The organism is Nocardiopsis coralliicola (assembly GCF_054779695.1).
The window spans coordinates 69063-81753 of record NZ_BAAGXT010000014.1 but is presented as its reverse complement, the minus strand read 5'-3'; the positions used below and the strand labels follow the sequence as shown (position 1 = coordinate 81753).

Here is a 12691-nt window from a genome sequence, read left to right as displayed (position 1 = left end):
CGCCGGGCGGCCGCTCCCGCCCGTTCCGCTCCGGGCTATTCGGGGAGGATCTCCAGGCGGGACGGCAGCGGTGCCGCCGGAGCGGGCCGGGATACGCGTCCGGAGAGCACCGGGTGGGCGGCGCCGGTGCACGCGGGCACGGTCGACGGCACCCCGTTCCAGGTGAGGAAGCCGATGAGAGCGAACAGGTAGGCCTCCTTCGCGTCGCCGTCGATGCCGAGAGCGGCGGAGGCGACGACGTCGGCCGGGGCCGCCGCGGCGGCGAGGGCCTCCATCAGGGCGGGGTTGCGGGCCCCGCCTCCGGAGACCGCGAGCGTCTGCACCCCGCGGTCGCGGCAGGCGCGGCCGGCGGTCTCGGCGGTGAGGGCGGTGAGGGTGGCGAACAGGTCATCCCAGGCCGCCTCGGTGGCCGGGGCGCGGCCGTCCAGAGCTCGCTCCAGGTAGGCGCGGTTGAACAGCTCCTTCCCGGTGGTCTTCGGCGCGGGCCGGGCGTAGTACGGGTCGGCCAGCAGGCGGTCGAGCAGGGCGCGGTCCACGGCGCCGCGGCGCGCGCGGGCGCCGCCCCCGTCCATCGCGGCGCCGCCGGGCGCCCATTCCGCGGCGGCGTCGAGGAGGGCGTTGCCGGGGCCGGTGTCGAAGGCCACCGGGTCGGTGCCGGGGGCGAGGGCGGTGAGGTTGGCGATGCCGCCGATGTTGAGCGCGCCGGCGGGGGCGCCGCGGCCGGACAGCCACAGGACGTCGAACACCGACGCGAGCGGGGCGCCCTGGCCGCCGGCGGCGATGTCGGCGCTGCGCACGTCGGAGACGACGGGCAGGCCGGTGGCTTCGCCGATCCAGGCGGGCTGGCCGAGCTGGAGCGAGCCGAGGACGGCGCCGTCCTCGACCCAGTGGTAGAGGGTCTGCCCGTGCGAGACGACGAGGTCGGCGCGGCCGCGGGGGCAGAGTTCGGCGATACCGGTGCGGGCGGCGCCGGCGAACGCCTTGCCGATGCCGGCGTCGATGCGGCAGACGTCGTGCAGCGTGGTGGCAGCCGGCGGCAGCGCGGCGAGCACGTCCTCCCGCAGACCGGCCGGGTAGGGCGCCTCGATGGCGCCGAGCGGCCGGAGCGTGACGACCCCTCCGTCGAGGCGCAGGTCTGCAGCTGCCACGTCGATGCCGTCGACGGACGTCCCCGAGGACAGGCCGATCACGATCACGGGCGCTCCTCCTTCCGGGCGGGGTGACGACCCCCGCACCGCAGCGCTTCCCGGCGGGGTGACGGCCCGCCGCACCCCGTTCCTGCCTGACGTTGCCGTACGAGTCTCCGGGCTGGATGGCCGCCTTCGCAAGTGTCCGGACCGGGGAGGCGGCCTGGGCCGACCGCGGCATGCGGACGGGATGCGCCGCAGCCGCGGCCGGTGGGCAGCCGAGTGGACTTCCGTGCCGCACCGGGCGACCATCGGGGCATGTCCGCTCCGTTCCGCCTTCCCGGCCTGGTCGTCACCGACCACACGTTCTCCGTCCCGCTCGACCACGCGGCGCCCGGCGGGGCGCGCATCCCCGTCTTCGCCCGCGAAGTCGCCGCCCCCGGCGGGGAGGACCGCCCTTACCTGCTGTTCCTCCAGGGCGGGCCCGGGCAGGAGGCGCCGCGGCCCACCGGCAGCCCGGCCGGCCCCGGCTGGCTGAGCCGCGCCCTGGCCGACTACCGCGTGCTGCTACTCGACCAGCGCGGCACCGGCCTGTCGGCGCCGATCGGTGCCGGCCTGCCCGGCACCCCGGAGGAGCAGGCCGACTACCTGGCACTGTTCCGCGCGGATTCGATCGTCGCCGACGCCGAGTGGATCCGCGCCGAGCTCGGCATCGAATCCTGGAGCGTACTGGGGCAGTCGTTCGGCGGGTTCTGCACGCTGCACTACCTCAGCGCCGCCCCGCACGCGCTGCGCGCGGCGTTCTTCACCGGCGGCCTGCCGCCGGTCGGCCGCCACCCCGACGAGGTCTACCGCGCCACCTTCGACCGGATGCGGCGCCGCACCGAGCGGCACTACCGGCAGTTCCCCGAAGATCGGGCGCACATGGAGGCGCTCTCCGGCCGCCTCGCGGAGCAGGACGTCCGGCTCCCCAACGGAGACCGGCTCACACCGCGCCGGCTGCGCCAGATCGGGCACCTCCTCGGCAAGAGCGACGGCGGCGAGACCGTGCACTACCTCTTGGAGCGCGGCGCGGACTCGCCGGCGTTCATCGCCGACGCCGCAGCGGCCATGCCGTTCTCCGGACGCAACCCGCTCTACGCCGCCATCCACGAGTCCTGCTATGCCGACGGGTCCGCCACCCGCTGGTCGGCGCAGCGCACGCTGCCGGACGACTTCGCCGCCGACCCGGCCCTGCTCACCGGCGAGCACGTGTTCCCGTGGATGTTCGAGGAAGAGGGGTACGGCGAGCTCGCACCGCTGGGCGCCGCAGCGGAACTCCTCGCCGAGCGGGAGTGGCCGCGGCTGTACGACGCGGGCGCGCTGGCCGCCTGCACGGTGCCGTGCGCGGCCGCGATCTACGCCGACGACGTCTACGTCGAGCGGGCCTTCTCCGAGGAGACCGCCGCGCTCCTGCCGTCGCTGCGCCCCTGGATCACCAACGAGTTCGACCACAACGGCCTGAACGCCGGCGGCCCCCGCGTCCTAGACCGCCTCATCGCCCTGGTGGACGGCACGGTCTGACGAGCACCCGGTCGGCCGCGGAGGGGCGCTTGCGGAACCCGCGCACCGCCGCCCGCGGCGGCCGGCGGGCCGTGTCCCGCGCGCTCGGCGCGGCGGAGGCCGCCCCGCCGGACCGCGGCCATCCTGCACCCGCGCTCAGCAGGGCAGCAGGTCCGGGAACCTGCGGGGAGGGGGACTTGCAGAGCTGGGGCACGCCCCCGGCCTCGGACCACGGCGGCTACCGGCTGGTACCGGCGGCCCCGTGGGGGGCGCCATCCGCGGCGGGCGCCGGGGGGCTCTCCCGCGGCCCCGTGGACGCGCAGCGCGGGCGGACGCGACCGCGGCGGTCAGGAGCGGATGCGCTGCCAGGCGCGGCGCATGCCGGCGAGCCAGCGCTCGCGGTCGGTGGCGCGGCGCTGCTCGAAGACGGCCGCCTCGGGGTGCGGGAGGATCAGGAACCGGCCTTCGGCGAGGGCTGCGGCGACGCTGTCGGCCACCTCGCCGGGCTCCAGGTAGGCGCCCCCGATGGCGGTCGCGGAGGTGGCGCTGTCTCCGGCGGTCATGGCGGTGTGCACGCCTTGCGGGCAGAGGCAGGACACGGTGATCCCGTCGGCGGCGTGGCGGATCGAGAGCCACTCGGCGAGGGCCACGGCACCGTGCTTGGTGACGGAGTAGGGCGCGGTGTCGACGTTGGTGAGCAGCCCGGCGGCCGACGCGGTCACCAGCAGGTGGCCGCCGCCGCGGGCCGCCATCCGGGGCACCAGGGCGCGGGCCGCGTAGACGTGCGCCAGGACGTGGACCCGCCAGGAGAGGTCCCAGTCGGCGTCCTCGCCCAGCCCGGCACCGGCCGCCACGCCGGCGTTAGAGCACCACAGGTCGATGGGCCCGGCCGCCTCGATCCGGTCGATGGCGGCGCGGACGGCCGCCTCGTCGGCCACGTCGAACTGCTCGGCGCGGGCGCGCTCGCCCAGCGCGTCGGCTGCTGCACGGGCCCGGTCGCCGTCGGTGTCGGCGACGATGACGCGGGCCGCGCCGTCGGCGAGCAGCCGCGCGGCGAGCGCGCGGCCGATGCCGCCTGCACCGCCGGTGACGACGGCGGTCGCGCCTGCTGCGGTGAACGCGTCGGGCATGGGGGCTCCTTTCGGTGCGCGGGCGCCGCACCTGCGCTGCGCACGGGGTGGACGGGGCGGCCCGGCGGTACCGGTCCGCGGCGCTGCCAGCGACGCAGGGGGCTCCGGCGCCGCACCGCGTGCGGGCGGCGACCGCAGCCGTGCGGCTACTCCGGCCGGAAGACCAGGCGGCCGGTCGTGGAGCCGTCGGCGAGGCGCTGGACGCCGTCGGCCAGATCGGCCGCGCCCAGGCGCTCCGAGACCAGGGGCTTGGCCAGCCCCTGGTCGGCCAGCGCGGTCAGCTCGGCGTGCGCCGCGGGGATGTGCTCCGGTGCGCGGCGCGCGTACAGGCCCCAGTGCAGCCCGAGCAGTGAGTAGTTCTTGATGAGCACGTGGTTCAGGGCGTGCCGCGGGATGTCGCCGCTGGCGAAGCCGATGATGACGATGCGGCCCTCGAAGGCGATGCACTTGGTGGAGCGGGCGAAGGTGTCGCCGCCCACCGGGTCGAAGACCACGTCGGCGCCGCGGCCGCCCGTCTCGGCCTTGACCACCTCGACGAAGTCCTCGGAGCGCCGGTCCACGACGACGTCGGCGCCGAGCTCAGCGGCGATGCGGGCCTTGTCCGGTCCGCCGGCGACCCCGATGACGCGGGCCCCTGCCGCCTTCGCCAGCTGGATCGCCGCGCTGCCGACGCCGCCCGCTGCGGCGTGCACGAGCACGGTCTCGCCGGGCTGCAGTCCGGCCCGGCGGTGCAGTGCGAACCAGCCGGTCTGGTAGCCGATGAAGAAGGACGCGGCCTCGTCGTCGGTGAGCGACGCGGGCGCCGGCAGGGCGCCTGCCGCCGGGACGAGCGTGTACTCGGCGAACGCGCCGCGGGGCAGGTCGGGCGAGCCGATGATGCGGGTGCCGGGCGCGGGTGCGCGGTCCGGCACGCCGGGGCCGGCCGACACCACCTCGCCGCACATCTCCACGCCGGGCGTGAACGGCAGCTCCGGGCGGACCTGGTACTGGCCGCGGCAGAGCAGGGCGTCGGGGAAGTTGACCGCCGCCGAGCGGACCCGCACCAGCAGCTGCCCCTCCCCCGGTTCGGGAACCTCGGTCTCACCGGCCTCCAACACCTCGGCCGGTTCGCCGAGCTTGTTCACCCGAAACGCCTTCACCGCAGCCTCCTGTCGATACCGACCGGTCGGTCACACAGTGAACCGCGCCCGCGAACGCCCCGTCAAGGCCGCCGGCAGGCCCGCCGCCCGGCCGTCCGCCCTCCGGCGCACAGCACCGGGAAACGGCGCGATCCGGCGCCGGCCGGCACGATTCGGGGCACCCGGCCACCGCCGGCGGACGGAGCTGCCGCAACGGACGGCAGCCCCTCCTTCGGCCTGGGACAGGGCACCGACGCGGATACGGCGGCGGCACCGCCTTCCCTGCGTGTGGCGCATGGTGGCTGCCGCCGGGGGCCGGCCCCTGCAGTGGCGGCCTGGGGGGGGTGTCGGTGGACCACTGCCCTGCCGCGCACCGCCCCGGCGCCCGCTCGCGGCGTTCCGCTCAGCCGGGGAGCCGGAAGCGGGCCCCTCACCGGCCGTGCGACGGGGCACCCGGCGGCACCGCTCGCAACAACCCGCAGCAACCGCCGCCCCGCGCACGCCCTAGCGGACCACCACCACGGGGCCGTGCGCGCCGTGCAGGATGGCCTGGCTGACCGAGCCGAGCAGGAGGCCGGTGAAGCCGCCGCGGCCGCGCGAGCCGACGACGAGGAGGTCGGCGGCCGTGGCCTCCTCCAGGAGGCCCACGACCGGGTGGGCGCGGACGGTCTTGAGCTGGACGTGGACGTCGGGGTGGGCGGCGCGCGGGTCAGCCAGGGCGGCCTCGGCGGTGCGGCGGGCCGCGGCCTCGATGACCTCGTCGTCGAACGCCTCCGGCGGCACCGGGCCGATCGACGCGGCGAAGGCCGCCATCGGCTGCCAGGCGCACACGCCGACGAGCTCCGCACCGGTGCGCTCGGCCTGGCGGAACGCGAAGCCGAGCGCGCGCCCGCCCGCCTCCGAGCCGTCCACGCCGACGATGATGCGGCCGCGGGTGCCCTCAGCGCTCTCGTGCTCCTTGGGCAGCACCACGGTCGGCACCGGCGACTTGGCGGCCAGCTCCACGCCCACCGAGCCGACGAACGCCGAGGCGAGGCCGCCCATACCGCGCGAGCCCACCACGACGATGGCCGTGCCCTCCTCGCCTGCGGCGTCGATCAGCGCCTGCGAGGGGCGGGCGTCGACCGCGCGGGTCTCCACGGCCAGCTCGGGGAAGATCCGGTGCACCCAGTCGCGCGCGTAGGCGAGCAGCGCGTGCGCGTCCCGCTCGCGCGGGCTCTCGCCGTCGGGGCTGCGGCCCTCGCCGAACACGCCGCCGTGGTCCGGCGGCCAGACGGCGGTCACGATGCGCAGGCCCAGGCCGATGCCGGCGGCCTGGTTGGCCGACCACTCCAGCGCGTACCGGCTGGAGTCGGACCCGTCCACGCCCACCACGGCCCAGCGCGTTCCGGTTTCGGCAGCCATCTGCGGTTCCTCGCTCTCGGTCGGGACCCTTCGTCGGGGCGCGCCCCGCTCTCCGGGGCCACCCGACCGGGTTCCTACCCGCCGCCGCGCGCGACAGCCCTGCACCGGCTGTCCCGTAGGTCACGCCGCTCTCGGCGCAGGCCGGCTCACGGTACTCCGCCGCGCCTCTTACCCCTCTCTCACCTGGATAGGCCAGCATTGCGGCCATGACCACGACGGGCAGCGTCCTCATCGCCGACGACGACCGCGCGATCCGCGACGCGCTGCAGCGGGCGCTGGAGCTGGAGGGCTACCGCGTGCTGACCGTCGAGGACGGTGTCCAGGCGCTCGCCGCCGTCCACGCCGAGCCGGTGGACCTGCTCGTCCTCGACGTGATGATGCCGGGCGTCGACGGGCTCGGCGTGACGCGGGTGCTGCGCGCCGAAGGCGACCGCACCCCGATCCTGATGCTCACCGCGCGGGTGGAGACGCCCGACCGGGTGGCGGGGCTCGACGCCGGCGCCGACGACTACCTGCCGAAGCCGTTCGAGCTGGACGAGCTCCTCGCGCGGATCCGCGCGCTGCTGCGCCGCGCCGCACCGGCGCCGGAGGGCGGGTCCGAGCCGGCGCTGCAGGTCGGCGACCTCCGGCTGGACCCGGGCGCGCGCCGGGTGTGGCGGTCCGAGCAGGAGGTCGAGCTCTCCAAGACCGAGTTCGACCTGCTGGAGCTGCTGGCCCGCAACTCCGGGCTGGTGCTCGACCACGCCACGATCTACGACCGGATCTGGGGCTACGACTTCGGCCCGGAGTCCAAGAACCTCGCGGTCTACATCAGCTATCTGCGCCGGAAGCTGGAGCTGCCCGGCACGGAGCCCCTGATCCAGACGGTGCGCGGCGTCGGCTACACGCTGCGCCCGGCAGGGAGGTGAGCCGCAGTGGCACGGCCCGCGGCACCCGGAACAGGCCCCGGCACCCCGGGATCCGCCCACCAGACGGCGGACGGCGCCCGCAGCGGGCGCCTGACCGAGTTCCTGCACCGGCTGGCGAGTCCGTCGGGATGGCGGCTCAGCACCAAGTTCTCCGCCTTGTTCGCACTGGTCACGGCCATCGCCAGCCTGCTGATGGGCACGCTCGGCTACGGCACGGCCGCGCTGATGATCCGCGGTGACGCCCGCAGCGAGTTCGAGGCGACGACCGATCGGCTCGCCTCCGAACTGGCGGACTCCTCGCTGTCCGGGCAGGGCCGCACGCTGGCCTTCCTGCACTCCGACACCTTCACCTACCAGGCGATCAGCCCGTCCGGCGCGCTGTCGGTCCCGGTCAACGGGTCGGGGGCGGTGGAAGTCCTGCCGGTCCGCTCCAGCGACCGGCTGGTCGCCGCCGAGCAGGAGGCCGGCGTGGTGCGGACCAGGGAGGACTCGCGCGGCTCCGAACGCTACCGGGTCGGCACGGTGTCGCTGGGAGACGGCCGCGGCGCCATCCAGGTCGGGCAGCTGCTGTCGCCGACGGAGCGGATGCTGCAGGCGCTGGCGCTGCAGATCCTCGGCGTGGGCACGGTGGTGCTGGTGGGTTCGGCGGGCGCCGGATGGCTGGTGGCGCGCCGGGTGACCGGGCGGCTGGTCCGGCTCACCGACACCGCGGAGCAGGTGAGCGCCACCGGCCGACTGGACCGGCCGGCACCGGAGGGCGACGGCGAGTCGGCCGACGAGGTGGGGCGGCTGGGGCGCGCGTTCAACGCGATGCTGGCCCGGCTGACCGATTCGGAGGAGCAGAAGCGGCGGCTGGTGCAGAACGCCTCGCACGAGCTGCGCACCCCGCTCACCAGCCTGCGCACCAACATCAGTGTGATGCGGTCGTTCGACCGCCTCTCTCCGGAGTCGCAGCAGCAGCTGATCGACGACTTGCAGGGCGAGGCGCGGGAGCTGTCCGGGCTGGTCGACGAGCTCGTCGAGCTGGCGACCGGGACCCGCGAGGACGAGCGCCCGCGCGAGGTGGCGCTGGGCGGGCTTGCGGAGCGGGTTGCCGAGCGCACCCGGCGGCGCACCGGCCGCGCGGTCGCGGTGGACGCCGACGGCAGCACGGTGTTCGGCCGCCCGGCGGCGCTGGAGCGCGCACTGTCCAACCCGGTGGAGAACGCGGCGAAGTTCGATGCCCAGGGCACGGCGCCGATCGAGATCGCGGTGCGCGACGGCCGGGTGGAGGTGCGCGACCGCGGTCCGGGGATCGAGCCGGACGCGCTCGGCCACGTCTTCGAGCGCTTCTACCGCGCCGACTCGGCCCGCGCCCTCCCTGGATCGGGTCTGGGCCTGTCCATGGTCGCCGACATCGTCCAGTCCCATGGCGGCGAGGTCTTCGCTGCTCCCCGGGAGGGCGGCGGCAGCATCGTCGGCTTCTCCCTCCCCCTCGCCGAGCCGCCTCCGGCAGGTCCGGGCCGGAAACCCGACCCGCCGGACTCCCCGGCCCCCTCCGAACCGCACTAGGCCGTGTGCGGTGGATGGCGCCGAGCGCCAGGCCGGCGCGGCGGCCGCCGCTGCAACCGGTGCTGGCCACCCGAACCGCCCTGGCCTCCTCCCCCGGGCTGAGAGGGGCCGAGCAGGTCAGGCATCCTCGCCGCCCGGGTCCTGTCCTGCGGCGGGACCGGGCGAAACGCCCGGACGACGCTGAGGACGACGAGTGCGGCGCCGGCCGCCGCGGCTGCGCACAGGGCCAGGGCAACGTCAGGGATCCAGGCGGCCATCGGGCCCGGGCGCAGGAGCGCGGCCGCCGTGGCCAGAATCGCGCAGGGAAGCGCACCCGCCGACGCGTACAGGGCAGCCGCCGCGGCACGGCGCGGCCTGGAGGCGGGCGGGGCCGGCCGGCGCACCTGCACGACCGAGCGTCCGGTCGGCAGCCGCTTGGCGCAGCGCGTGCGGAGCCGGGGCGCGGCATCGGCGCGGCCGCCTGCCCCGCCCCATCCCCGGCCCGTATCCCGGCTTGGAGCCCCTTCAGCTGGCCACGCCGACGGCGGTGCGGATGCGCGCGGGGTCGGTGAGGGCCGCGAGGGCGGCGTGCGCGACGTCGGCGCGGGGGATGGTGATGCCGCCGCGGACGTTGGCGCCGTCAGCGGTGCGGTACCGGCCGGTGGCGGGCTTGTCGGTGAGCTTCGGCGGGCGCAAGACCGTCCAGTCCAGGCCGGAGCCGTCGAGCACGGCCTCCATCCGCAGCGAATCGGCCCGCGGGTGGCGGAGCATGCGGACCAGGAGGGGTTTGACCAGCATCCGGGTGAACGGGCCGTCCCCCTTGTCGGTGACCGTGGCGGCGCTGATCGCCACGATGCGCCGGACACCGGCCCGCCGCATGGCGGCGGCTGCGGCCCGGGTGCTCTCCTCGCAGACGCGCGTGGGAGTGCTGGCGCTGCCGCTCGTACTGATGGCGTTGATGACGCCGTCCGCCCCCGCGATTCCGCCGGCCAGCGCAGCGGCGTCGGTCTGGTCCGTGACCTCGACGCGCAGCCCGGCGCGGTCGGGGAGCACCTCGGCCGCCTCCGGTCGGCGCACGAGTGCGACGACGTCGTGTCCGCCGGCCAGGGCTTGGGCCACGATTTCGCGTCCCACCCCTCCGTTGGCTCCGAGCACGGTGATGCGCATGGTCCGCCGCCTTCCGGCCGCAGGCGCGGCCTGGTGAGTGAGCACTTACTTACTTTCGACTATGCTCGTTCCCGCCGGGGACGTCAACCCCCGCGCTCGGGCCGCCCGCCGGGCAGCCCGCCCTTCGGCACCCCAGCGAGAACAGAGACCGGGAGGCCCGCCGCATGGCGAACACCCGCGCGGCCATCGTGGCTGCGGCTGAGCACGTCATCCGCGAACACGGGATCGCGCACGCCACCACCCGCCGGATCGCCGAGGCGGCCGGATACAGTGAGGCGACGCTCTACAAGCACTTCGCCGACAAGCAGGACCTCTACCTCACGGCCCTCATCGGCGCGGCTCCGACCATCGGCGATGCGATGGATGCCCTCGCCGGCGCCGCCGACGCCGGCGCCCTGCGCAGCGGCCTGGAGGAGGTGGCGAACGCGGCACTGGAGTTCTACCGCCGCGCCGCGCCGCTGGGGGCGTCGTTCTTCGCCGACCCGCGGCTGCTCGAGGCGTTCCGCGGCTACATCGGGGAGCAGGGCCTGGGCCCGCACCTGCCGCTGGAGCTCCTCGCCGACCAGCTGGCGGCCGCGCGCACGGCCGGCCTGCTCAAGCCGGACGCCGACGTGCACGCCGCCGCAGCCCTGCTCCTCGGAGCCTGCTTCCAGCAGGCGTTCTTCTCCTGGTTCACCGACCGGGCGCGGGCCACCGATGCGGAGGACGCGGCAGGCGGCCCCGCCGCAGCGCTGGTCAGCACGGTGCTGGACCCGCTGGTCGACTGAGGGGTCCGGAGACGGCCTCGGCCCGGCGCGCCGGGGCGGCGTGCCGGGCCGGGTCGGCCCGCGGGGGAGGCGGGCCGGGGGCGATCAGAACCGGTAGTGCAGGATTCCCCAGGCCAGCGAGCCCGAGTTGCCGCCGTTCACCCAGTTGCGCAGACCCGTCTTCATGTGGGTCAGGTAGTCCTCGCTGATACGTCCCTTCAGCTCGGACTCGCGCTCCTCGGTGACGGCGAGAACGCGGCCGTAGTGCGCCGCGATCATCCCCGTCCGGTCCTCGAACTCGACCTTCGTGAGCCCCAGGCGGGACGCTTCGGCGTCGTAGAAGCCGGGCGTGCCCATGGAGTCGAGGTGGATCCGCTCCAGGATCGGCCGCAGCGCCTGGGGGTCGGCCCCGTCGGCCGCCATCGGGTCGGTGAACACCAGGTGGCCGCCCTTGCGCAGCACGCGGGCCGCCTCCTCCATCACCCGCGGGCGGTCGCCGGAGTGCAGGAACGCGTCCTGGGACCAGACGACGTCGAAGGCGTTGTCCTGGAAGGGCAGGTCCTCGAACGAGCCGTCGACCACCTCGATCAAGTGGTCGAGGCCGGCCTCGGCGTTGGCCGCCCGGTTCCGCTCGTTCTCCACCTCGCTCAGGTTGAGGCAGGTCACGTGGCACCCGTAGGTCGACGCCAGGTGCCGCGCCGAACCGCCGTAGCCCGAGCCGATGTCGATCACGCGGGTGTCGGCGGTCAGCTCGACCTTGCCGGCCATCTGCTCCACGGTCCGCCGGCTCGCCTCCGCGATGTCGCCGTCGGCGCTCTCGTACAGGCCGACGTGGATGTCGGTCCCGCCCCACACCGAGTGGTAGAACGTGTCGGCGTCGGAGGAGTTGTAGTACTCCCGCGCGGTGCGCACCGCCGAGGAGTAGCGCTCCGTGCGGTCGCCTTCGGCGAGGTAGGCCTTCTCCGCGATGTGGATGAAGAAGTCCGGCTCGTCGCCCTGGTGGGTCTCCTGGAAGTCGCCGTAGGTGTCGACGCCCTGGAAGCCCACCTCCCGCAGCAGCCGCCGCACGTAGTTCTTGCGCAGCGGGAACATGTTGAGGTGGTACTCGGAGGAGTCCGGGAAGCGGTAGACGAACCGGGCCAGCCCGTCGTCGACGTGCTCCGGCTCGGCCGACACCTCTTCGCCGCAGTAGTAGTAGGTGTGCTTGTTGCCGTACTTGCCGTCCAGCAGAGCGTCATAGTTCCGCTGGTCGATGATGAGCACGCCGTCGTGCTTGAGCATCGCGTAGAACTCGGCCAGCGCCTTGCGCCGGTCCTGCTCGGAGAACAGGTGCGTGAACGAGTTCCCGAGGCAGATGATCGCGTCGTAGGTTCCGTGGACGTCCCGGTTGAGCCAGCGCCAGTCGGCCTCCACAACCCGCAGGATGTGGCCCCCGAAGGTCTGCCCGTTGGAGAACGCCTTGGCCAGCATCTCGGGGCTGCCGTCGGCGCTGACGGTCTCGAACCCCTCCTCGGCGAGCCGGACCGAGTGGAACCCGGTACCGGTCGCAACGTCGAGGACTTCGCGGACACCGCGCTCCTTGAGCTGGTCGATGAAGAAGCGGCCCTCGCTCTCGTAGCGCCGCTTCCAGTCGATCAGCTCGTCCCACTTGTCAACGAACCCGGTCACGTATTCGGCTTTGTAGTGGTCCGTGTCGCGAACGGCTAGCGGGTCGTCTCCAAAACGCTGCTGATCCTGCCCTTTAATAGGTCGACTCCTCACACTAGAACACCCCGCGGCGCTCATGGCATACGGCACCGAGGGTGAAACTTCGCGTATCTCTATTGAAAAGCATGACTCCGACCCCGATTCAAGTGGGCGGAGCGCCGTTCGCGCCGTCACTGCAGGTCACATCGTGAAAAATTCTTCGCGCCGGATCGGCCCGATCGCCCCCTCCGGCGACCTGCACTCCACCACCGAGGGGCATCATCCATTCGCCCCGAGTGACACGAAAGCGCAGAGCGCAACGCAGTGCACCAG

10 protein-coding genes are annotated in these 12691 nt (G+C 74.7%); 4 read left to right on the top strand and 6 right to left on the bottom strand.

All coding sequences use genetic code 11. The features are described from left to right. Window positions 1-35 precede the first annotated feature (35 nt). The gene (locus ACYVGT_RS12835) at window positions 36-1196 is read right to left on the bottom strand and encodes an anhydro-N-acetylmuramic acid kinase (RefSeq protein WP_460857561.1); all 1161 of its coding nucleotides are present in this window, start codon (window positions 1194-1196) and stop codon (window positions 36-38) included. Window positions 1197-1445: 249 nt separating this feature from the next. Here ACYVGT_RS12835 and ACYVGT_RS12830 point away from each other — a divergent pair, with 249 nt between their 5' ends. After that, window positions 1446-2690 (top strand): alpha/beta fold hydrolase, encoded by a 1245-nt coding sequence (locus ACYVGT_RS12830; RefSeq protein WP_460857559.1) that lies wholly within the window; start codon window positions 1446-1448, stop codon window positions 2688-2690. 326 nt (window positions 2691-3016) lie between these two features. On the opposite strand, the gene ACYVGT_RS12825 is transcribed toward ACYVGT_RS12830, so the two are convergent. From ACYVGT_RS12825 to ACYVGT_RS12815, 3 genes are all read right to left on the bottom strand, one after another. Further along, window positions 3017-3799 carry an SDR family oxidoreductase gene (locus ACYVGT_RS12825; RefSeq protein ID WP_460857557.1) on the bottom strand — a complete coding sequence of 261 codons (783 nt, stop codon included), beginning with the start codon at window positions 3797-3799 and terminating at the stop codon, window positions 3017-3019. Window positions 3800-3945: 146 nt separating this feature from the next. Beyond that, complete coding sequence (locus tag ACYVGT_RS12820) at window positions 3946-4938, bottom strand: NADPH:quinone oxidoreductase family protein (protein WP_460857554.1); 993 nt, start codon at window positions 4936-4938, stop codon at window positions 3946-3948. 483 nt (window positions 4939-5421) lie between these two features. Continuing rightward, window positions 5422-6321 (bottom strand): universal stress protein, encoded by a 900-nt coding sequence (locus ACYVGT_RS12815; protein WP_460857551.1) that lies wholly within the window; start codon window positions 6319-6321, stop codon window positions 5422-5424. A 206-nt stretch (window positions 6322-6527) separates the two neighbouring features. Here ACYVGT_RS12815 and ACYVGT_RS12810 point away from each other — a divergent pair, with 206 nt between their 5' ends. Further along, window positions 6528-7229 (top strand): response regulator transcription factor, encoded by a 702-nt coding sequence (locus ACYVGT_RS12810; protein WP_460857549.1) that lies wholly within the window; start codon window positions 6528-6530, stop codon window positions 7227-7229. A 90-nt stretch (window positions 7230-7319) separates the two neighbouring features. Next, window positions 7320-8780, top strand: a complete 1461-nt coding sequence (locus ACYVGT_RS12805) for a sensor histidine kinase (protein WP_460857660.1) — start codon at window positions 7320-7322, stop codon at window positions 8778-8780. A 504-nt stretch (window positions 8781-9284) separates the two neighbouring features. Here the strand turns inward: ACYVGT_RS12805 and ACYVGT_RS12800 are convergent. Then, complete coding sequence (locus ACYVGT_RS12800; protein WP_460857547.1) at window positions 9285-9926, bottom strand: NAD(P)-dependent oxidoreductase; 642 nt, start codon at window positions 9924-9926, stop codon at window positions 9285-9287. A gap of 164 nt (window positions 9927-10090) precedes the next feature. Here ACYVGT_RS12800 and ACYVGT_RS12795 point away from each other — a divergent pair, with 164 nt between their 5' ends. Further along, window positions 10091-10693, top strand: coding sequence for a TetR/AcrR family transcriptional regulator (locus tag ACYVGT_RS12795; RefSeq protein WP_460857543.1), 603 nt, complete (start codon window positions 10091-10093; stop codon window positions 10691-10693). A gap of 84 nt (window positions 10694-10777) precedes the next feature. Here the strand turns inward: ACYVGT_RS12795 and ACYVGT_RS12790 are convergent, their stop codons facing one another. Further along, entirely contained in the window at window positions 10778-12457 is a 1680-nt protein-coding gene (locus tag ACYVGT_RS12790) for a glycine/sarcosine N-methyltransferase (protein WP_460857541.1), read from the bottom strand. Window positions 12458-12691 lie beyond the last annotated feature (234 nt).